The following is a 21,430-nucleotide window of genomic DNA, read 5'->3' as shown; positions in this document are numbered from 1 at the left end:
CATGGGCGCGTCCGGCGATCCCGGACCCCGTTCCATGAGAGGCGCACCACCCCATGCACGTCACCGGGACCGTCCCCCCACCGGCTCCGGAACCGCAGGCGACCCCCGCGGCCCCCGACCCCACCGCTCCCGCCGACCCCACCCCCGGCAACGGCAGGCACGCCCGCCGCTTCGGGCTGCCCGTCGCCACCGCCCTGGTCATGGGCAACATCATCGGCGGCGGCATCTTCCTGCTCCCGGCCTCCGTCGCGCCCTTCGGCACCATCAGCCTGCTCGCCTTCGGCGTCCTCACCGTCGGCGCCATCGCGCTCGCCCTGGTCTTCGGCCGCCTCGCCGCCCGCGATCCGCGCACCGGCGGCCCCTACGTCTACGCCCGCGGGGCCTTCGGCGACTTCGCCGGGTTCCTCGCCGCCTGGGCGTACTGGATCACCACCTGGGTGTCCAACGCGGCCCTCGCCGTCGCCGCCGTCGGCTACCTCGACGTCCTGATCCCGGTGAACGACCACCGCTGGACCGCGTGCCTGGCCGCCCTCGTCATCCAGTGGCTGCCCGCCCTCGCCAACTTCGCCGGCACCCGGTGGGTCGGCGCCGTCCAGCTGGTCTCCACCGTGCTGAAGTTCGCGCCGCTGCTGCTCGTCGCCGTCGGCGGGCTGTTCTTCTTCGACGCCGACAACCTCGGCCCGTTCAACGCGAGCGGCTCCAGCGGCATCGGCGCGGTCTCCGCCGCCGCCGCGATCCTGCTCTTCTCCTACCTCGGCGTGGAGTCCGCCGCCGTCAGCGCCGGCGAGGTCGAGAACCCCCGCCGTACCGTCGGCCGGGCCACGGTCATCGGCACCGCGGGCGCCGCCCTCGTCTACCTGCTCGGCACCCTCGCGGTCTTCGGCACCGTCGCCCACGACCGCCTGGTCACCTCGGACGCCCCCTTCTCGGACGCCGTGAACGCCATGTTCGGCGGCGCCTGGGGCGGCTGGGCCGTCGCCCTGGCCGCCCTGGTCTCGATGACCGGCTGCCTCAACGGCTGGACCCTGCTCAGTGCCCAGACCCCGTACGCGGCGGCCCGGGACGGCCTCTTCCCGGCCGCCTTCGCCCGCAGGCGGCGCGGGGTGCCCACCGTCGGCGTCGGCGTCACCGTCGTCCTCGCCTCGCTGCTCACCGTCTACAACTACACGTCCGGCTCGGCGAAGGTCTTCGAGGTCCTCGTCCTCGTCACCACCTTCACCGCCACCGTGCCGTACCTGCTGGCCACGGCCGCCCAGATCTTCCACCTGGTCTGCGGACAGGGCGAGAAGGTCGACCGGGCACGCCTGGTGCGGGACGGCATCGTCGCGTCCGTCGCGGCGGCCTTCTCCCTGTGGCTGGTCGCGGGCGCCGGGTACGCGGCGGTCTACCAGGGCGTGCTGTTCCTCTTCGCGGGCGTGCTCGTGTACGCGGTGATGGCGGCCCGCAGGCGGCGCGCGGAGACGTCCACCGCCCCGTAATTCGGCTGCGCGGCACCCCGGCGGGCACGCACACTGGGCCGGTCACCTCCCGACCCCCTCACCCGCCGAGGAGCCCCTGCGTGCAGGCAGCCGTCACCGTCACTCCCGCCCGTCTGCCGGAACTGCTGCTCGGCCTCGCCACCGTGCGGCCGGTGTTCCTGTGGGGCGCACCCGGCATCGGCAAGTCCTCCCTGGTGCGGAACTTCGCCGACTCGCTGGGCCTGGAGTGCGTGAGCCTGCTCGGCACGCAGCTCGCGCCGGAGGACCTGATCGGCGTCCCGCAGATCCGCGACGGCCGGTCGGTGTTCTGTCCGCCGGAGTCCATCGCCCGCGACGAGCCGTACTGCCTCTTCCTGGACGAGCTGAACGCGGCCACCCCGGACGTGCAGAAGGCGTTCTACTCGCTGATCCTCGACCGCCGCATCGGGAACTACGAACTCCCCAAGGGCTCCCTCGTCATCGGCGCCGGAAACCGCGCCACCGACAACGCGCTGGCCCGCCCCATCGCCTCCGCGCTGGTCAACCGACTCACCCACGTCCACCTGGACGCCTCCGCGAAGGACTGGCTGGTGTGGGCCGGCGAGAACGGCATCCACCCGTGGATCACCGACCACCTCACCGACCGCCCCGACCACCTGTGGTCCAAGCCGCCCAAGACCGAGGAGCCGTTCTCCACCCCGCGCTCCTGGCACATGCTCTCCGACGCCCTGCACTCCTTCGGGCAGGACCTCGACGAGGAGACCCTGAAGGTCCTCGCGCACGGCACCCTCACCCCGGCCCACGCGACCGCCTTCTGCGGCTACGTCAAGATCGTCCGCAGCCGGTTCGGCATCGAGGCGATCCTCAAGGGCGAGGCCCGCTGGCCCAGCCGCCTCCAGGACCGCGACCTGCTCTACTACCTCGCCGAGTCCTTCCGCGGCCGCCTGGTCAAGGAACTGCCCGCGAGCAAGGAGCACATGTCGGCGAACGGCCGGCAGACCGCGTACCGCGCCAAGTCGCTGCTCGTCCAGCTCGCCGAGATCTCCGTCGAGGTCGCCCAGAGCGTCATCGCCTCCGACGCCGACGGCAACCCGCTGCTGCCCGCCTGGTTCCTGGTCGAGGCCGCCCGCGACATGCCCCGGCTGGTCGAGGCCCGCCGGTGAGCCGCGCCCGCAAGCAGAAGCAGCAGCAGAAGAAGAAGGACCCGGCAGCCGAGGACTGCGCCAAGGGCGTGCAGCTGGTGTGGGCCAACCCGGCGCTCGCGGCCCTGGAGGTCAAGCTGTGCCGGGAGGAGGAGTGCGAGGTCGCGCCCCGCCACGGACTCGCCCGCGTCAGCTCCAACGGCCGGGTCCACCTGAACCCCACCCGCCACGCCGAACCCGCCGACTGGGCCTGGGCCATCGCCCACGCCCTGATCCACCTCGGCTTCGGTCACGTACCCGCCGCCACCGGCGAACGCGTCCAGCCCGACCGCTACGACCTCGCCGCCCGCTGCACCGTCGTCAACCGCTTCCTCCAGACCTTCCCCGTCGGCCGCACCCCCGACCACCTGCCGCCGACGTACCCCGACGGAGACGAGGAGCGCATCGCCGCCGCCTGGCGCCGCGAGGGCGGCATCCCCGCCGCCTACGAGCACTGCGGCACCGCGGGCGGCGACCCCGACCAGCTGCTCTCCTCCTGGGACGGCTGGAACCTCCAGGTCCCCGACTGGCAGCTCGCCTTCGCCCACGCCCTGACCCGCACCATGTCCACCGCCCTCGACCTCGCGGGCGGCCGCCGCGACGCCATGCTCGGCGGCCCCACCCGGCTCCAGCCCTGGCAGCAGGCCCTGAGCTGGTTCGTCTCGTCCTACCCGCTGCTCGGCGGCATCGCCTCCGGCATCACCCTCGTCGCCGACGCCGAACTGGCCCGCGCCCACGGCATCTCCGTCGCCGCCGTCAACGCCGAGGCGGGCGAGATCTACGTCAACCCCCTGCGCCGCTACGACGACGAGGAATGGCGCTTCATCCTCGCCCACGAGATGCTGCACGCCGCCCTGCGCCACGGCGACCGATGCGGCACCCGCGACCCGTACCTGTTCAATGTGGCCTGCGACTACGTCGTCAACGGCTGGCTCGTCGAGATGCAGGTCGGCACCATGCCCGAGGGACTGCTGCACGACCCGGAGCTGGCCGGGCTCGCCGCCGAGGAGGTCTACGACCGCATCACCGTGGACCTGCGCCGCATGCGCCGCCTGTCCACCCCGCGCGGCAAGGGCGTCGGGGACGTCCTCGGCGGCCCGCTCGGCCCGCCCCGCGACTACGTCGACCTCGACGGCTTCTACCGCCGGGGCCTGACCCAGGGCCTCGACCTGCACCAGCAGCAGGGACGCGGCTTCCTGCCCGGCGGCCTGGTCCAGGAGATCCGCACCCTCAGCCACCCGCCGCTGCCCTGGGACGCCCGCCTCGCCCGCTGGTTCGACGAGTACGTGCCCCGCCCCGAGCCGGTCCGGTCCTACGCCCGCCCCTCGCGGCGTCAGGCAGCCACCCCCGACATCCCGCGCGCGGGACGGTACTTCCCCCCGGAGGAGATCGCCCGCTGCACCTTCGGCGTCGTCCTGGACACGTCCGGCTCCATGGACCGCACCCTGCTCGGCAAGGCGCTCGGCGCCATCGCCTCCTACGCCGGGGCCCGCGACGTGCCCGCCGCCCGCGTCGTGTTCTGCGACGCCGCGCCGCACGACGCCGGGTACCTGCCCGTGACGGACATCGCCGGACGCGTCCGGGTGCACGGCCGCGGCGGCACCGTCCTCCAGCCCGGCGTCGACCTGCTGCTGCGCGCCGAGGACTTCCCGCCCACCGCGCCGGTCCTCGTCATCACCGACGGCTGGTGCGACGTCCTGCGGGTGCGGCGCGAGCACGCCTACCTGATCCCCCAGGGCGCGCGGCTGCCGTTCACCGCCCGAGGGCCGGTCTTCCGGGTGAGCTGAGCCGGAGTGTGATCGGATGGGGGTGGGAACCCCGGACACGGGGCTCCCACCACCCCGGTACAGCAAGAGAATTCGAGAGGACCCGCCGTGGCAACCACGCGCTCCGCACACACCGTCTGGGAAGGCAACCTGCTCGAGGGCAACGGTGTCGTCACCTTCGACTCGTCCGGCATCGGCGAGCAGCCGGTGTCGTGGCCGTCGCGCGCCGAGCAGGCGAACGGCAAGACCAGCCCGGAAGAGCTGATCGCCGCCGCCCACTCCAGCTGCTTCTCCATGGCGCTGTCGCACGGCCTGGCCGGCGCCGGCACCCCGCCTACCAAGCTCACCACCTCCGCGGACGTCACCTTCCAGCCGGGTGAGGGCATCAAGGGCATCCACCTCACCGTGGAGGGCACCGTCCCCGGCCTCGACAACGACGCGTTCGTCGCCGCCGCCGAGGACGCCAAGAAGAACTGCCCGGTCAGCCAGGCCCTGACGGGCACGACCATCACCCTGACGGCCAAGCTGGCCTAGTCGGCCAGTCGGCCAGTCGGACAGGGCGCTAGGAGCCCGCGCGCTCCCAGCCCCGCCGGTCCGGGCGCGGCCCCAGCTGCCTGGGGTCGCGCGACCGGTAGACCACGTACGGGCGGGTCAGGTACTGGAGCGGCGCGCTGAACATGTGCACCAGGCGGGTGTAGGGCACCAGGGCGATCAGCACCATCCCGACCACCGCGTGCACGTGGTACAGCACCGGGACGTCCGCCATCAGCTCCGTCCTCGGGTTCAGCGTGAACAGGCTGCGCGACCAAGGGGCGATGGTGCTCCGGTAGTCGTAGCCGTCGCCCGAGGTGTCGGACAGCTTGGCGATCATGCCGAGGAGCAGCGCGCCGAGCAGGAAGACGTACATGAGCTTGTCGTTGGCCGTGGTGGCCCGGAAGACCGGAGCGTTGGTGCGGCGCCGGTAGATCAGGATGCCGATCCCGGCTACCGCGAGGACCCCGGAGACCGTGCCGCCGTAGAGCGAGAACAGGTGGTACGCGTGCTCGCTGATGCCGATCGACTGCGTCCAGGACGCCGGGATGAACAGGCCGATCAGATGGCCGGCGAGGACGAACAGGATGCCGTAGTGGAAGACCGGCGAGGCGATGTTGAGCAGCTTGGACTCGTAGACCTGCGAGGAGCGGGTCGTCCAGCCGAAGCGGTCGTAGCGGTGCCGCCAGACGAGGCCCGCGATCAGCAGCGCGAAGGCGGCGTAGGGCAGCACGCCCCACAGGAAGACGTTCATCGGCGGGCTCCGGTCGGTGCGGGCGGCAGGGTGGCGCACACGGCGTCCAGGACGCACGCGTAGGGCGTGCCGAAGGCGGTGAGCCGGGAGCGCAGCTGCTCCAGGGCGTCGCGGTGCTCGGTGAGCATCTCCATGTCCCCGGTGCGCGAGACGAATTCCAGGACCGCGGGCAGGAAGTCCGGCAGCTCCTCGCCGGTGAACTCCAGGCCGTGCGCGCGGTACAGCTCCTTGAAGCGGACCAGGGACATGCCGCGGTTGCGGGTGTCGCCGTCGGTCCACCAGCTCAGGTACAGACTGTGCCGGTTCCTGAAGTCGAAGACCTCGACGTAGTGCGCCTGGAGAGCGCCCTGCCCGGTCGCCGCCGCGTGGTCGGTGAAGCCGCGCAGCTGCGGCGCCGCCTCGCGCAGCAGCGGCAGCCGGGCGCGGAAGTCGTCGTCGGGATACGTCAGACAGAGCGCCGCCGCCTGGTAGAGCACCTCGAAGCCGGGCATCGGATCAGACCTCCCTCTCGTCGTCCGCGGTCTGCCGCCTGCGCAGGATGTGGAAGTTCTCCACCGGCACCAGCGGCAGCCGCTTGCGTCCCGAGTCCTGGCCGAACGGCCCGTCACCGCCCATGCCCGGGCCGCCGTCGGTGTCCAGGCTGCACGTGTCGGGCAGCGCGGACGCCTCCAGGCGGTGCGCGTCCCCGACGGCCGCCGTCGGGATCACGTACCGCTCCTCGTACTTGGCGATCGCCAGCAGCCGGTACATCTCCTCGACCTCGGCCGGACTCATGCCCACGCCCGCGCACACGGCCGGGTCGGGCTCCTCGCCGAGATTGACCGACCGCATGTGGGCGCGCATCGCCGCCAGCTTCTCCAGCGACGCCCGCACCGGCCCCGTGTCACCGGCCGTGAACAGCTCGGCCAGGTACTCCAGCGGGATGCGCAGCGTGTCGATCGCACCGAACAGGTTGTCCGCGTCCTCGCCGTCGTGCCCGGTCTCCGTCAGTGCGTCGACGACCGGGGACAGCGGCGGGATGTACCAGACCATCGGCATGGTGCGGTACTCCGGGTGCAGGGGCAGCGCGACCCTGTACTTGCTCACCAGCGCGTGCACGGGGGAGCGGCGGGCCGCCTCGATCCAGTCGAACGGGATCCCCGCCTCCTCGGCGGCCCGCCGCACCCCGGGGTCTTCCGGGTCGAGGAAGACGCCCAACTGAGCCTCGTACAGGTCGTGTTCGTTCGGCGTCTCGGCGGCCTCGGTCACCTTGTCGGCGTCGTAGAGGACGACCCCCAGGTACCTGAGCCGCCCGACGCAGGTCTCCGAGCAGACGGTGGGCTGGCCCACCTCGATGCGCGGATAGCAGAAGGTGCACTTCTCCGCCTTGCCGGTGCGGTGGTTGAAGTACACCTTCTTGTACGGGCATCCGGTCACGCACATCCGCCAGCCCCGGCAGCGGTCCTGGTCGACCAGGACGATGCCGTCCTCCGCGCGCTTGTACATCGCCCCCGACGGGCACGACGCCACGCACGACGGGTTCAGGCAGTGCTCGCAGATGCGCGGCAGGTAGAACATGAACGTCTCTTCGTACGCGAACCGCACTTTCTCCGAGGCCTGCCGACGGGTGCGCTCCACCATCGGGTCCAGATCGCCGTAGGCGGGCGCGCCGCCCAGGCTGTCGTCCCAGTTCGAGGACCAGCCGATCTTCATCGGCTTGCCGTCGAGCTGCGAGACGGGCCGGGCGACCGGGTAGTCGGTGCCGAGCGGGGCGTCGGTGAGGTTCTTGTAGTCGTACGTCCAGGGCTCGTAGTAGTCCTTGATCTCCGGGAGCCGCGGGTTGGAGAAGATCCCGGCGAGCTTCTTGAACCGGCCGCCCGCCTTCAGCTTCAGCGCGCCCCGCCGGTTCAGCTCCCAGCCGCCCCGCCACTTCTCCTGGTCCTCGTAGCGGCGCGGGTAGCCCTGTCCGGGGCGGGTCTCCACGTTGTTGAACCAGACGTACTCCATGCCCCGCCGGTTGGTCCACGCCTGCTTGCAGGTGACCGAACAGGTGTGGCAGCCGATGCACTTGTCGAGGTTCATGACCATCGCGACCTGGGCCATCGGGCGCATCAGTACTCGACCTCCTGAGAGCGGCGCCGGATGACCGTCACCTCGTCGCGCTGGTTGCCCGTCGGGCCCAGGTAGTTGAACGCCCAGGACAACTGGGCGTAGCCGCCGATGAGATGGGTCGGTTTGAGCAGCAGTCGGGTGAGCGAGTTGTGGACGCCGCCGCGTTTCCCGGTCGTCTCGGTGAGTGGCACGTTGACCGTGCGTTCCTGCGCGTGGTGCATGAAGACCGTGCCGGGCGGCATGCGGTGCGAGACGATCGCGCGGGCCACGACGACGCCGTTGCGGTTGACCGCCTCGATCCAGTCGTCGTCGGCGACCCCGATCGCCGCCGCGTCCTCGGCCGACATCCAGATGGTCTGGCCGCCCCGGGACAGCGCCAGCATGAACAGGTTGTCCTGGTACTCGGAGTGGATGGACCACTTGTTGTGCGGGGTCAGGTAGCGGACCGTCACCTCGCGGTCCCCGTCGGGTCCGAGCCGCGGTTCGCCGAACAGCCGGTGCATGTCCAGCGGCGGCCGGTACACGGGCAGCGCCTCGCCCAGCTCGTGCATCCAGTCGTGGTCGACGAAGAAGTGCTGCCGGCCGGTGAGGGTGTGCCAGGGCTTGAGGTGCTCGGTGTTGAGCGTGAACGCGGTGTAGCGCCGCCCGCCCGCCTCGCTCCCGGACCACTCCGGCGAGGTGATCACCGGCACGGGCGCCGCCTGGGTGTCGGCGTAGGTGACCCGCTTGCCCTCGTGCTCGGCGGCCAGGTGGGCCATCTCCTGCCCGGTCTTCGCCTCCAGCGTGTGGAAGCCCTGGGTGGCCAGCCGGCCGTTGGTGGTGCCGGACAGCGCCAGGATGGTGTTGGCCGCCTTGACCGCCGTGTCCAGTGCCGGACGCCCGTCGGCCGGGCCGCCGCGCACCGTGCCGTTCAGGTCGCGCAGCCGCGCCACCTCCTGGTCCGGCTTCAGGGTGATGCCCTTGGCGGGCAGGCCCTTGGCCTCGACCAGCGGGCCCAGCGCCGCGAACTTCGCCCCGATCGCCGGGTAGTCGCGCTCCACGACGACGAGGTTCGGCATGGTCTTCCCCGGCTCCGGTTCGCACTCCCCGCGTCGCCAGTCCCGTACGACACCGCCCGGCTGGGCGATCTCGCCCGGGGTGTCGTGCTGGAGCGGGGCCGCCACCAGGTCCTTGCGGACCCCTAGGTGGCCCTCGGCCAGCTCGCTCAGCTTCTCCGCGAGGAGCTTGAAGGTGTCGAAGTCGGTGCGGGCCTGCCACGGCGGGTCCACCGCCGGGGAGAAGGCGTGCACATAGGGGTGCATGTCCGTGCTGGACAGGTCGTGCTTCTCGTACCAGGTCGCGGCGGGCAGCACCACGTCGGACAGCAGCGTGGACGAGGTGTGCCGGAAGTCCAGCGAGAGGAGCAGGTCCAGCTTCCCCTCGGGCGCCTCGTCGTGCCAGACCACGTCCCGGGGGCGCTCGCCGGGCGCCGCCTCCTCGGCCCGCAACGAGGACTGGGTGCCGAGCAGGTGCTTGGTGAAGTACTCGGCGCCCTTGCCGGAGGAACCGAGCAGGTTGGCCCGCCACAGCGTCACGATCCGCGGCCAGTTCCCGGGTGCGTCCGGGTCCTCGCCCGCGAACTTGAGTGTGCCCGCCCGCAGTTCGGCCACCGCGTTCGCGACCGGGTCGCCGAAGGTCTCGCCCAGCTCCAGCGGGTTGCGGTCGAAGGTCGGGTACGAGGGCATCCAGCCGGTGCGCGCCGACAGCGCGAGGCAGTCCGCGCCCGCCATCCCGGCCAGCCGCCCCTCGCCCAGCGGCGAGGCCAGCACGTCGGCGCGGAACCGGTCGTAGCGCCACTGGTCGGTGTGCAGGTACCAGTACCCGGTGCCGATCGCCTGGCGCGGCGGGCGCGACCAGTCCGACGCGGCGGCGAGCGACGCCCAGCCGGTCACCGGACGGCACTTCTCCTGGCCCACGTAGTGCGCCCAGCCGCCGCCGTTGCGGCCCTGGCAGCCGGTGAGCTGGAGCAGCGCCAGGAAGCCCCGGTAGATCGTCTCGGAGTGGAACCAGTGGTTGGTGCCCGCGCCCATCAGGATCATGCAGCGGCCCTTGGACCGCTCCGCCGTCCGCGCGAACTCCCGGGCGATGCGGACGCAGGCCGCCGCCGGGACCGAGGTGTGCGTCTCCTGCCAGGCCGGGGTGGCCGGCGCGGCGGCGTCCTCGTACGACGCCGGCCAGTCGCCCGGCAGGTCCGGCCGGGCCACGCCGTACTGGGCCAGCATCAGGTCGAAGACCGTCGTCACCAGCGGCCCGGTCGCGCCGCCGAGGCGCGTCGCCGGCACCCCGCGGCGCAACACCTCGCCGCGCCCCTGCCCGTGCGGGCCGCCCTCGGTGTCGAAGCGGGGGAGCAGCACCTCCACACCCGAGGCCATCTCGTGGCCGTGCAGGCTCAGCCGGGGGCGTACGTCGCCCAGGTCCAGGTTCCACCTTCCCTGGTCGGCCTCGTTCCAGCGGAAGCCGAGCGAGCCGTTCGGGACCACCGCGCGGCCCGTCGCCTCGTCCAGCACGACCGTCTTCCAGCGGGCGTCGTCGCCGCCCTGCCCCAGGTCGGCGGCGCGCAGGAACTTGTCCGGGACGTACGCCCCGTCCCGTTCGGTCAGCGTCACCAGGAACGGCAGGTCGGTGAAGCGCCGTACGTAGTCGTCGAAGAACGGGGTGACGCGGTCGACGAAGAACTCCTTGAGCACCACGTGCCCCATCGCCATCGCCAGCGCGGCGTCCGTCCCGGGGTGCGGGTGCAGCCACTGGTCGGCGAACTTGGTGTTGTCGGCGTAGTCGGGCGAGACCACGACCACCTTCTGGCCCCGGTAGCGGGCCTCCGCCATCCAGTGCGCGTCCGGCGTGCGGGTCACCGGCACGTTGGTGCCCCACATGATGAGATACGCGGCGTCCCACCAGTCGCCCGACTCCGGCACGTCCGTCTGGTCGCCGAAGACCTGCGGGGAGGCCACGGGCAGATCGGCGTACCAGTCGTAGAACGACAGCATCGGGGCGCCGATCAGCGAGTGGAAGCGGGCGCCCGCCGCGTGCGACACCATCGACATCGCGGGGATGGGGGAGAAGCCCGCGATGCGGTCGGGGCCGTGGGTGCGGATCGTGTGCACGTGCGCGGCGGCGATCATCTCGACCGTCTCGTCCCAGCTCGCCCGGACCAGGCCGCCCTTGCCGCGTGCCCGCTGGTAGCGGCCGCGCCGCTCCGGGTCGCCCTGGATGTCGGCCCACGCCAGCACCGGGTCGGTCAGCCGCGCCTTCGCCTCCCGGTACATCTCCAGGAGCACCCCGCGCACGTACGGGTAGCGCACCCGGGTGGGGGAGTAGGTGTACCAGGAGAAGGCGGCGCCACGGGGGCAGCCGCGCGGCTCGTACTCGGGGCGGTCGGGGCCGACCGACGGATAGTCCGTGGCCTGGGTCTCCCAGGTGATGATGCCGTCCTTGACGAACACGTTCCACCGGCACGAACCCGTGCAGTTCACGCCGTGCGTCGACGTCACGACCTTGTCGTGGCTCCAGCGGTCCCGGTAGAAGGCGTCCGACTCCCGCCCGCCGACCAGCCCGATGCTGTGCAGGTCGGGTGCGGCGGTACCCGGCCGGAAGAACCGTCCCGCGCGCAGCAGCGCCGCGCCCGGCTCGGTGGGCGGTGTCCGCGTGTCGGTCACGTGCGCTCCCTTGCTCACCCGGTGCCGGGTGCTCGCCAGGCCCTGGTTCACGAACCTAGGGCCGGGCGCGGGAGCGCACCCGTTCGCGGCGCCCGTACGGGTCAGGCGGCGACGGGAGGCGAGCGGGCGTCGGCCGCCCGGACGCCGGGGTCAGGGCTTGCGCGCCACCCCGGCGTACACCGGCACGATGCCCTCCGTCTGGGCCGCCACGTCCTCGGGGTCCGGCCGCCAGCCGGTGACCGGGATGATGCCGGGGCCCAGCAGCTCCAGGCCGTCGAAGAAGCGCGCGAACTCGGGCAGCGAGCGCGGGTGGAACGGTGTGCCGCCGCGCGCGAACAGCTCCGCGGCCCTGCCCACCGCCTCCGGGTTCAGGTCGGGCGTGACCTGCGAGAGGACCAGGAAGCTGCCCGGCGCCAGGACGTCCGCGTAGCGCTTGAGCAGGCCGTACACGTCGTCGCCTTCGGCCGTGTCACCGAGGTAGTGCGTCAGGGCCACCAGCGACAGGGCCACCGGCCGGTCGAAGTCCAGGGACTCGCCGGCCAGCCGCAGGATCCGGTCGGGGTCCCGGACGTCCGCGTGGACGTAGGCGGTGGTGCCCTCCGCCGAGCCGTGCAGCAGCGCCTCCGCGTGCCGGAGGACGATCGGGTCGTTGTCGGCGTAGACGATCCGCGACTCGGGCGCCACCGCCTGGGCCACCTGGTGCAGGTTGGGCTCGGTGGGGATGCCGGTGCCTATGTCCAGGAACTGGCGGATCCCGGCCTCGGCGAGGGTACGGACCGCCCGGTGCATGAACCGCCGGTTCGCGCGCGCCCCGCGCACCGCCGTGCTGTCCGCCGCGAGGATCCGGCGGGCCAGCTCCTCGTCCACCGGGTAGTTGTCCTTGCCGCCCAGCCACCAGTCGTAGACCCGGGCCGGGTGCGGCCGGCTGGTGTCGAGGGGCGCGGAGGCGGGCTCGGGTCCGGTCATGCGGTGTCGTCTCCTCAGAGCTGCGTGGGCTGCCTGGACTGCCCGGGCCGCGTGGGCCGCCCGGGCCGCGTGCGGGTCGTCGCCGGTCAGAACTTCTCGCGGTACTCGCGCAGGATCTTCTCGGTGCGCTGGGTCGAGGCGGCGCGCGCCGTCATGTGGTCCAGGACCTCCAGGTGCGCCGAGACCTCGGTGCGGGAGTCCAGGTACAGGGCGCCCGTCAGGTACTCGGTGAAGACCATGTCGGGCAGCTCCGGCTCCGCGAACCGGAACAGGGTGAACGGCGCGTACGTACCGGGGTGCGGCCCGTCCTCGAACTCGGCGACCTGGAGCGTCACCCGGTCCCGGCCGGCGAACTCCAGCAGCTTGTCCAGCTGCTCGCGCATCACCCGGCCGTGGATGCTCACCGGCCGCTTCAGCACCGTCTCGTCCATCACGACCCACAGGTGGGGCGGGTCCGGGCGGTCGAGGAGCCGCTGCCGCTCCATGCGCAGGGACACGTGCCGCTCCACCGCGTCCGCGCCCGCGTTGCCGATCGTCCCGGCCTCCAGGACCGAGCGCGCGTAGTCCTCGGTCTGGAGCAGCCCGGGGACGAAGTGCGGCTCGTAGGAGCGGACGATCCGCGCGGCGCCCTCCAGGCTCACGTACAGGCTGAACCAGTCCGGCAGCACGTCGTGGTACCGCTGCCACCAGCCCGGCTGGTTCGCCTCCTCGGCGAGCGCGACGAACGCCGCGACCTCGTCACCGGCGACCCCGTACGCCGTCAGCAGTATCTGGACGTACGGTATTTTCAGCGCGACCTCGGCCATCTCCATGCGCCGCACCGTCGCCGGGGCCACCCGGAGCACCTTGGCGGCCTCCTCGCGCTTGAGGCCCGCCGTCTCCCGCAGTTCCTGCAGCCGCCTGCCCAGGACCACCTGGCCCACGGTGGGTGCGGCCCGCCGCTCGCTCACGCCACGCCTCCCCAACGCGCCCAAGTCTCACCGCAGTCTGTCATGTTCCTCTGTCAGTCTCACAGGGGTGTTCGTGGATCATTCATGGACCGGACGCATTACCCGGCGGGTAATCGACGGTGCCCGCGCCGGGCGGGATCGTGGAGCCACCGGGTTCCGGTCCGGCGCACTCCGGACCGGGACCCGGCCCATCCCAGCATGTCCGACCCGACGGAGGCTGACTCGTCATGTCCACACACCAGCTTGCCGCGCTCGCCCGTACGGCCGAACCGCGGCTGATGCTCCGCCGCTTCCTCGCCCTCGACGCGGTGGTGACCGCCACCAACGCACTCGCCTACCTCGCACTCTCCGGCCCGCTCGGCCGCTGGTTCGGCGCCGGCTCCGGACTGCTCCTCGCCGTCGGCGCGTTCCTCGCGGTGTACGCCGGGTGCGTGGGCCTGCTGGCCGCCCGCCCGAAGCCCCCGGCGCTCGCCGTCCGGGCCGTCGTCGAGACCAACCTGGCCTGGGCGGCCGTCAGCTTCGTGGCGCTCGCCCTGTGGCTCACGCCCACCACGGCCGGAGCGGTGTGGACGGTGCTCCAGGCACTTGTCGTCACCGGCTTCGCCCTGCTCCAGTACGGCGCCCTGCGGCAGGATCAGGGCAGCAGCGTGTGAAGGTACTTGACCGTCGCCGGGTCGGCCGGGAGCAGCGTCTCGATGGCCAGCTCGGCGACCGTCACGTCCATCGGGGTGTTGAAGGTGGAGATGGACGAGATGAACGACAGGACGTGGCCCTCGTGCTCGATCTGCATCGGCAGCGCGAAGTACGGCACCGGCTCGTCCGGCTCACGGCCCGACGCCGTCGCCGGTACCGGATACGCCGCCACCTCGTCGTACAGCTCCCGCAGCGGCTGGGAGCGGTGCAGGGCGATCTGCCGCTCCATCTGCTCCAGCAGATGCCCGCGCCACTCGCGCAGATTGCGGATGCGCGGCGCCAGGCCCTGCGGGTGCAGCGTCAGCCGGATCGCGTTCAGCGGCGGCGCGAGCAGGTGCTCCGCGACCCCGTCCATCAGCATCGCGATCCCCCGGTTGGCCGCCAGCACCCGGTACGTCGCGTCCACGACCAGCGCCGGATACGGCTCGTAGCCCCGGATCAGCCGCTCCATGCCCTCGCGCAGGGCGCCGAGCGCGGGGTCGTCCAGCGGGGTCTCCGGGTAGTGCGGGGCGTAACCGGCCGCGAGCAGCAGCGCGTTGCGCTCCCGCACGGGGACGTCCAGGTGCTCGGCGAGGCGCAGCACCATCTCCTCGCTCGGCCTGGAACGGCCCGTCTCGACGAAGCTGATGTGCCGGGCGGAGGAGTCGGCGCGCAGCGCCAGCTCCAGCTGGCTGACCCGTCGCCGCTCCCGCCAGGCACGCAGCATCGGTCCCACGCCCCGGTCGGTGGCGGGGGTACCGGACATGAGTGCGGTCATACCTCGAACGGTAGTCGACGGCGGGCCGCGCCGGTGCGGTCGCGCTGTGGCACGCTGAGGTGAACCCGCCCGTCGAGCACCACCAGCGAAGGAGCGCAGCACATGCCCGTCGAACCGCTGTCGCCGCAGGAGATCGAGGAGCGGCTGGCCGCCCTGCCCGGCTGGTCCCTCGACGCCGGCCGCCTCACCCGCTCCTACCGGCTCGGCTCCCACTTCGCGGCGACCGCGATGGTCGTCCACATCGCCCAGGTGCAGGAGGAGCTGGACCACCATTCCGACCTCACCCTCGGCTACCACACGGTCTCCCTCGCGGTGCACACCCACAGCGCGGGTGGCGCCGTCACCGAGAAGGACGTCGAGCTCGCCCGCAGGGTGGAGGACCTGGCCGCCGGTCACGGGGCACACTGACGGTGTGCTCGACTACGACAAGGAAGCGGAACGGTACGACGACTCCCGCGGCGGCGAGCCCCGGGCCGCGGCGGCCGCCGAAGCCGTACTGAGCCTGGTGCCGCGGCAGGCCCGCCGACTGCTCGACGTGGCCTGCGGCACCGGCATCGTCACCCGGCGGATCGTCGCCGGACGGGACGGCCTGCGGGTGGTGGGCGTCGACCTCGCCCCCGCCATGGCCCGCCGCGCCGCGGCCCGGCTGCCCGGCGCCGTCGTGCTCGCCGACAGCCGCCGACTCCCCTTCGAGGACGGCGAGTTCGACGCGGTCGCCAGCGTGTGGCTGCTGCACCTGGCCGGCGGCGCCGAGAACGTGCGGGCGATCGTCGCCGAGTGCGCGCGCGTGCTGCGGCCCGGCGGCACCTACGTGACCACGGTCGACAAGGGCGCCTCGCACAACGTGGGAAGCGACATCGACGCCGTGCTCGCCGCCCGCCCGCCCAGCACCGCGCACGACGCCGCCCACCTGGTCGAGCAGTACGCCCGCGACCACGGCCTGGTCCCCGCGGGCACGGCCCGCTTCACCGGCCACGGCCAGGGCCGCAGCCCCCGCCGGACCGTCGCCGACCTGCGGCGCGGCTGGTTCGTGACGCTGCCGCCGGGTGAGCCGCTCGCCGAGGACTTCGCCGCGCGGCTGGCCGCCCTGCCGGACCAGGACCGGCCCCGGCCCGACCCCGTCTTCACCCTCGCGGCGTTCACGAAGTCGTAGGCCGAGGGCGGCAACCCGGCTGCCCCGGGCGGCGACTGAGAGGCGGCATCCGTCCGTCCTCCAGGAGGTTCGTCCCGTGAGGCACCCCCACACCGGTTCCCCCGCACCCCGCACGCACCGCAGACGCCCACTGGCCCTGGCCGCGGCCCTCGCCGCCGCCGGACTGGTGGGCGCCGGCCTGACGACCCTGGCCCCCGGCACCGCCGAGGCCGCCACGGCACGCCAGGTCGAGGCCCTGGACCGGGGCGTCGTCAGCGTCCACACCGGCGACGGCAACCTGGTCGGCTGGCGCTGGCTGGGCACCGACCCGGACGGCGTCGCGTTCAACGTCTACCGGGCCGGCACGAAGGTCAACTCCAGCCCGGTCACCGGCTCCACCACCTTCTTCCACGCCGGCGCCCCCTCCCACGCCGACTACACCGTCCGCGCGGTCGTGAACGGCACGGAGCAGGGCGACTCCGTCCACGCGATCCAGTTCCGCGCCGGCTACAAGGACGTGCCGATCAGCCCACCGGCCGGCGGCACCACCCCCGACGGCGTCTCCTACACCTACGAGGCCAACGACGCCTCCGTCGGCGACCTCGACGGCGACGGCGCGCTCGACCTCGTCCTCAAGTGGCAGCCGACCAACGCCAAGGACAACTCCCAGTCCGGCTACACCGGCAACACGGTCGTCGACGGCATCAGGCTCGACGGCACCCGCCTGTGGCGCGTCGACCTGGGCCGCAACATCCGCTCCGGCGCGCACTACACCCAGTTCCAGGTGTACGACTACGACGGCGACGGCGTGGCCGAGGTCGCCATGAAGACCGCCGACGGCACCCGGGACGGCACCGGCGCGGTCATCGGCAGCTCTTCCGCCGACCACCGCAACTCCAGCGGCTACATCCTGTCCGGCCCCGAGTACCTCACCATGTTCAACGGCCGGACCGGCAAGGCGATGGGCACCGTGGACTACGTCCCCGCCCGCGGCTCGGTCTCCTCCTGGGGCGACTCCTACGGCAACCGCGTCGACCGCTTCCTGGCGGGCACGGCGTACCTGGACGGCTCGCGCCCCTCCGTGATCATGGCGCGCGGCTACTACACGCGTACGGTGATCGCGGCCTGGGACTGGCGGAACGGGCAGTTCACCCGCCGCTGGACCTTCGACACCAACTCCTCCACCAACAGCGGCAAGGGCTACGACGGCCAGGGCAACCACCAGCTCTCCGTCGCGGACGTCGACGACGACGGCAGGGACGAGATCGTCTACGGCGCGATGGCCGTCGACGACAACGGCTACGCCCTGTGGACCACGAGGAACGGCCACGGCGACGCCATGCACGTCGGCGACCTCGACCCGTCCCGCGCGGGCCTGGAGGAGTTCAAGGTCGACGAGGATTCCTCGAAGCCCTCCTCCTGGATGGCGGACGCCCGCACGGGCCAGATCCTCTGGTCCACCGGCGCGAGCGGCGACAACGGCCGCGGCGTCTCCGGGGACATCTGGTCCGGCAGCGCGGGCGCCGAGTCCTGGTCGTCCGCCGAGAGCGGCATCCGCGACCCCAAGGGCACTGTCGTCAACAGCCGCAAGCCCGCCAGCGCCAACTTCCTGTCCTGGTGGGACGGCGACCCCGTCCGTGAACTCCTCGACGGCACCCACGTCGACAAGTACGGCACCTCGGGTGACACCCGCCTGCTCACCGGCTCCGGCGTCGCCTCCAACAACGGCACCAAGGCCACCCCGGTCCTGGCCGGCGACATCCTCGGCGACTGGCGCGAGGAGGTCGTCTGGCGCACCTCGAACAACACGGCCCTGCGCATCTACTCCACCCCCTACGACACGGACACGCGCATCACGACCCTCCTCCACGACACCCAGTACCGCACCGCACTGGCCTGGCAGAACACCGCGTACAACCAGCCCCCGCACCCGAGCTTCTTCCTCGGAAGCGGGATGCCGACGGCCCCGCGGCCGTCGGTCTACACGCCCTGACCCTCACGCGGCCTCGTCCACCGGCGGGGGCTTCCCGCCGGTGACCACCGTCCTGACCCACCTCTGCGTCAGCCGCGTCCGGGAGGCGAGCACCTCGACGGGCACGCCCCGCCGGTACGCGGCGCGCAGAGCGGCGTTGCGCCAGTGTTCGAGTCTTCTCTTCGCGGCCCGGTCCGTGACCGTCCGGTGCAGCAGCACCGCAAGTCCGACCAGCAGCCGCCCCGCCGGTCCCTCCCAGGTGCGTGCCATGCAGTCCCCCCAGTCCTCGCCACCACTCCCGCCCACTCAACGGTCGAAGAAGGGCGGCAGCGCCACAAGGGCGTGAAACGGGCACATGGGGCACAGGCGCGTGAGGGAGCGCCGTCGGCACGCGCCCTCACGGACGGTCGCGTCGGCCCGCGACCTGACCGGTCGAACGGACCCACCCGACGATCATGGACACAATTTCAGCACCGACTTCACACCGCCGCCCATGCCGGCCTACGGGCTCCTCGCCGGCCGGTCGATCAGCGTGCCCTGGGGCTGCGAACTCCCCAAAGGCGAGAAGCTGATCCAGATCGAGGTCGCCCCCGACTTCGACTCGGAGACGGCGATCTTCACCGGCTCCGTCACACAGCGGGCGGGCACGCGCGTCCGGCGACGGCGAACCCTTCCGGTTCCGCGTTGGTCCCCGACCAGCTCCCGGTGAACCCGAAGCCGACCGAGGCACCGGGGGCCACACCGGCGTTCCAGCCGACGTTCCGCGCCGTCACCGACGCACCGGACTGCGTGTGGCCGGCGTTCCACACCTGGGTGACCTTCTGACCGCCGGGGAACGACCAGTCGAGGGACCAGCCGTTCCAGGCCGAAGTGCCGGTGTTGGTGAGCCGGACGTCCGCCTGGAAACCGCCCGGCCACTCATTGGTGACCGTGTACGTCACCTCGCAGGCGCCGGGGCCCGGTCCGGGGTCGGTGCCGCCGCCGTCCGAGGTGTCGCCGTAGACCACGCCCCGGCCGTTGGTCGCCACGTACACCCGGCCGTAGACCCGCGGGTCGCCGGTGATGGCGGCGCCGGTCCAGCCCCACTGGTGGGCGTCGTCGTTGACGCGCGTCCAGGTCGCGCCCTCGTCGGTGGAGCGGAAGATGCCGCGCACCCCGCCGATCTCGGCGCTGGTGAACAGGGTCTGGTAGGACGCGCCCGGGGCCGCCTTGCCGAAGCCGACGGTGTCCGCCGCGTCGACACCCGGCAGCTTGGTGAAGGTGTCGCCGCCGTCCGTCGAGTGCCACAGGCCGTACGGGCCGTCGGCCGCCCCGCCCGCCAGCCAGACGTCGCCCTCCCCGCCCGGCAGCGCCTTGAAGCGGACGCTGTCACCGGCGGGCAGCCCGGTCGCCGCCGACGCGGTGAAGGTCGCGCCGCCGTCCGTACTGACGTAGAACGTCCCGGACTTGAAGCCGTAGAAGGTCGCGGGGTCCACCCGGTCCGATTCGACGATCGCGCCCGCCGGGATGCCGGTCGACGCCTGCCAGGACGTACCGAAGCCGGTCGTGTACTGCACGCCGGCGCCCTCGGGGCTCCACACGAAGCGGCTGCCGTCCGCGCCCGCCGCGACCGTGCCGCCGCCGCTCACCCCGGACGGGTCGGTGCCGCCGAACCAGTTGGCGCCGTTGTCCGTGGAGAACGCGATGTGCGGACCGGAGTCGAGATGGCCCGCGCGGACCACGACGTCCGGCTTCGCCTCCGCGAAGTCCAGGCTCGTCGTCGAGGTGAAGTTCGGCGAGGTGTACATCATCGACGGGACCTCGGTCAGGCTGGTGTGCCGGAAGCCGCCGACGTCACCCAGGGCGCTGAGCAGCGGGGCGCCGGACGGGGGAGAGGCCAGGTCGTTGACGGCCGTCTCCTCCAGGCCCCGCACCATCGGCTCGACGGCGAACGTGCCGCCCTCGTCGTCCCAGTTCGTCAGGTTCTCCGTGCCGTAGATCGTGGCACCCGTGCCGTACATCATCCGGTCCGAGTCGAACGGATCGATCTCCAGCGCCTCCGTCATCCAGCCCAGCTTCGGCGTCTGCTCGGGCGGGGCCGGGTCCGCGCCCCAGGTGAGCCACGGGGACGACGACACGTCCATCGTGTAGCGGTTCTCCCGGTCCGGGTACGACGTGTAGCTCCACGCCTGGGACCACGTCGCGCCGCTGTCCGTCGAGCGGAAGATCTGCGTGTCCGGCCACCACGAGCTGTACGCGGTCGCCATCACCGTCCCCGGGCGCTGCCGGTCGACGGTCAGGCCGCTGAAGCCGTAGTAGGTGTCCGCCTCCGCGGCCGGGCTGATGTCCGTCCAGGTCCCGGTCGCCGTCGCGTACCGGTACAGCCGGCCCTTGCCGCCGTCGTACGGGCCGCCCGTGTCGCTGTACGCCAGGTACAGGTAGCCGTTCTCGGCGTCCAGCACGCCCTTGTGGGCCAGGTGGCCCGTGGGCTGCCCGGCGAGCCGCTCCCAGGTCGCGCCCGCGTCGGTCGAGCGGTAGACCGCGTTCTCCTTGTCCGCGACCCCGACGTAGACGGTCCCCGTCGCCGCGCCCGCGCCGCCGCCCGTGGACTCGTCGAAGGTGACCCAGGTGATGCCCTGGTTGTCGGACGCGTAGCCGGACGTGTCGCCCGGGTCCTGCGCGTAGTTCCCGGGGTTGGGGAAGGCCGTCACCTCGGACCAGGTGACGCCCGCGTCGGTGGACCGCCACAGGCCGTGGCCGCTGGGCGCGCCCAGGTACAGCACGTCGTTGTCGTGCGGGTCGACGGCCAGCCGCTCGCCCATGCCGCGGCCCGGCATGTTGCCGCCCAGCTTGAACGGCAGGTCCGTCTTCTCCCAGCTCGCGCCCCGGTCGGCGGAGCGCAGCACCGCGCCGTTCGTCGGGTCCCAGTCGTTGGTGTACGTGCCGACCGCCGCGTACACCCGGTCGGGGTCGACGGAGTCGGAGGCGACGCTGACCACGCCCGTGTGGCCCCAGTCGTCCCAGCCGACGTGGTCCAGGAGCGGCGTCCAGGTGTGGGACTCCTCCTGCCAGCGGTAGGCGCCGCCGATGTCGGTGCGGGCGTAAACCAGGTCCTTCTCGGCCCGGTTGAAGACGATGCCGGGGACGAAGCCGCCGCCGTCGACGCGGGCGTTCTTCCAGGTGTAGCTGTCGGCGGCGGCCGCCGCCTTCGGGGTCTCCGCGGCCAGCGCGCCGGGCGGGCTGCCCGCGAGCAGCCCGGCCGCGAGGGCCAGCAGCACGGTGAGGATCCGGGTTCTTCGCACGGTGGGGAACCGTCCTTCCGTCAGGAACAGAACACATGCGAGGACCGGGCGGCCCCAGGCGTGGGCAGGGGCCGCCCGGTCGGTTGGTCCCGTCGTCCGGTGACGAGACCGAGCACGCGGAGCCGTCAAGCGCCCCGAGGAAAGAAGCGGTGCCCACCACGCCCCTGAAAGGGGCGCGGGGAACTGCGCGACCAGCCACACTCG

Annotated in this window: 17 protein-coding genes; 8 read left to right on the top strand and 9 right to left on the bottom strand. The window is 72.5% G+C overall.

Going from position 1 to position 21,430, the window contains the following annotated elements:
• The first annotated feature begins 53 nt into the window (after positions 1-53).
• The 4 genes from B9W62_RS06415 (at position 54) to B9W62_RS06400 (ending at position 4,938) form a co-directional block, all read left to right on the top strand.
• Complete coding sequence (locus B9W62_RS06415; RefSeq protein WP_087806032.1) at positions 54-1,478, top strand: amino acid permease; 1,425 nt, start codon at positions 54-56, stop codon at positions 1,476-1,478.
• A gap of 80 nt (positions 1,479-1,558) precedes the next feature.
• A complete protein-coding gene (locus B9W62_RS06410) occupies positions 1,559-2,620 on the top strand; it encodes an ATP-binding protein (protein WP_087806030.1) in 1,062 nt (353 codons plus the stop codon).
• Entirely contained in the window at positions 2,617-4,425 is a 1,809-nt protein-coding gene (locus tag B9W62_RS06405; protein ID WP_087806028.1) for a vWA domain-containing protein, read from the top strand. The genes B9W62_RS06410 and B9W62_RS06405 overlap by 4 nt, the downstream gene beginning before the upstream one ends.
• 87 nt (positions 4,426-4,512) lie before the next feature.
• On the top strand, positions 4,513-4,938 hold the full coding sequence (locus B9W62_RS06400) for an OsmC family protein (RefSeq protein WP_043377849.1): 426 nt from the start codon (positions 4,513-4,515) through the stop codon (positions 4,936-4,938).
• Positions 4,939-4,966: 28 nt separating this feature from the next.
• On the opposite strand, the gene narI is transcribed toward B9W62_RS06400, so the two are convergent.
• From narI to B9W62_RS06370, 6 genes are all read right to left on the bottom strand, one after another.
• The gene (gene narI, locus B9W62_RS06395) at positions 4,967-5,689 is read right to left on the bottom strand and encodes a respiratory nitrate reductase subunit gamma (protein ID WP_087811773.1); all 723 of its coding nucleotides are present in this window, start codon (positions 5,687-5,689) and stop codon (positions 4,967-4,969) included.
• Positions 5,686-6,180: a nitrate reductase molybdenum cofactor assembly chaperone gene (narJ, locus tag B9W62_RS06390; protein WP_087806026.1), complete on the bottom strand. Its 495-nt coding sequence runs from the start codon at positions 6,178-6,180 to the stop codon at positions 5,686-5,688. The genes narI and narJ overlap by 4 nt, the downstream gene beginning before the upstream one ends.
• A gap of 4 nt (positions 6,181-6,184) precedes the next feature.
• Positions 6,185-7,780 (bottom strand): nitrate reductase subunit beta, encoded by a 1,596-nt coding sequence (gene narH, locus B9W62_RS06385; RefSeq protein WP_087806024.1) that lies wholly within the window; start codon positions 7,778-7,780, stop codon positions 6,185-6,187.
• Positions 7,780-11,475 carry a nitrate reductase subunit alpha gene (locus B9W62_RS06380; RefSeq protein ID WP_087806022.1) on the bottom strand — a complete coding sequence of 1,232 codons (3,696 nt, stop codon included), beginning with the start codon at positions 11,473-11,475 and terminating at the stop codon, positions 7,780-7,782. The genes narH and B9W62_RS06380 overlap by 1 nt, the downstream gene beginning before the upstream one ends.
• A gap of 150 nt (positions 11,476-11,625) precedes the next feature.
• Positions 11,626-12,441, bottom strand: coding sequence for an SAM-dependent methyltransferase (locus B9W62_RS06375; protein ID WP_087806020.1), 816 nt, complete (start codon positions 12,439-12,441; stop codon positions 11,626-11,628).
• 86 nt (positions 12,442-12,527) lie between these two features.
• Positions 12,528-13,391, bottom strand: coding sequence for a helix-turn-helix domain-containing protein (locus B9W62_RS06370; RefSeq protein WP_087806018.1), 864 nt, complete (start codon positions 13,389-13,391; stop codon positions 12,528-12,530).
• 227 nt (positions 13,392-13,618) lie between these two features.
• Between B9W62_RS06370 and B9W62_RS06365 the strand changes: the two genes are divergently transcribed.
• On the top strand, positions 13,619-14,044 hold the full coding sequence (locus B9W62_RS06365) for a hypothetical protein (protein ID WP_087806016.1): 426 nt from the start codon (positions 13,619-13,621) through the stop codon (positions 14,042-14,044).
• Here B9W62_RS06365 and B9W62_RS06360 read toward each other — a convergent pair.
• On the bottom strand, positions 14,026-14,841 hold the full coding sequence (locus B9W62_RS06360) for a helix-turn-helix domain-containing protein (RefSeq protein ID WP_087806013.1): 816 nt from the start codon (positions 14,839-14,841) through the stop codon (positions 14,026-14,028). The two genes, B9W62_RS06365 and B9W62_RS06360, sit on opposite strands and share 19 nt — an antisense overlap.
• 102 nt (positions 14,842-14,943) lie before the next feature.
• On the opposite strand from B9W62_RS06360, the gene B9W62_RS06355 reads away from it, so the two are divergent.
• The 3 genes from B9W62_RS06355 to B9W62_RS06345 all read left to right on the top strand — a co-directional run bounded on the left by B9W62_RS06355 (position 14,944) and on the right by B9W62_RS06345 (position 17,966).
• On the top strand, positions 14,944-15,249 hold the full coding sequence (locus tag B9W62_RS06355) for a 4a-hydroxytetrahydrobiopterin dehydratase (protein WP_087806011.1): 306 nt from the start codon (positions 14,944-14,946) through the stop codon (positions 15,247-15,249).
• A 4-nt stretch (positions 15,250-15,253) separates the two neighbouring features.
• The gene (locus tag B9W62_RS06350) at positions 15,254-15,994 is read left to right on the top strand and encodes a class I SAM-dependent methyltransferase (protein ID WP_087806009.1); all 741 of its coding nucleotides are present in this window, start codon (positions 15,254-15,256) and stop codon (positions 15,992-15,994) included.
• A gap of 76 nt (positions 15,995-16,070) precedes the next feature.
• Positions 16,071-17,966: a rhamnogalacturonan lyase gene (locus B9W62_RS06345; protein WP_087806007.1), complete on the top strand. Its 1,896-nt coding sequence runs from the start codon at positions 16,071-16,073 to the stop codon at positions 17,964-17,966.
• A 3-nt stretch (positions 17,967-17,969) separates the two neighbouring features.
• Here the strand turns inward: B9W62_RS06345 and B9W62_RS06340 are convergent, their stop codons facing one another.
• Both B9W62_RS06340 and B9W62_RS06330 read right to left on the bottom strand, forming a co-directional pair.
• The gene (locus B9W62_RS06340) at positions 17,970-18,215 is read right to left on the bottom strand and encodes a hypothetical protein (protein WP_087806006.1); all 246 of its coding nucleotides are present in this window, start codon (positions 18,213-18,215) and stop codon (positions 17,970-17,972) included.
• A gap of 359 nt (positions 18,216-18,574) precedes the next feature.
• On the bottom strand, positions 18,575-21,226 hold the full coding sequence (locus B9W62_RS06330; protein ID WP_087806004.1) for a xyloglucanase: 2,652 nt from the start codon (positions 21,224-21,226) through the stop codon (positions 18,575-18,577).
• Positions 21,227-21,430: the final 204 nt, after the last annotated feature.

Origin of the sequence: Streptomyces sp. CS113, from assembly GCF_002188365.1 — a bacterium.
GTDB lineage: Bacteria > Actinomycetota > Actinomycetes > Streptomycetales > Streptomycetaceae > Streptomyces > Streptomyces tendae.
Note: the sequence above shows the minus strand (reverse complement) of the source record. Positions and strands in the feature narration are given on the sequence as shown.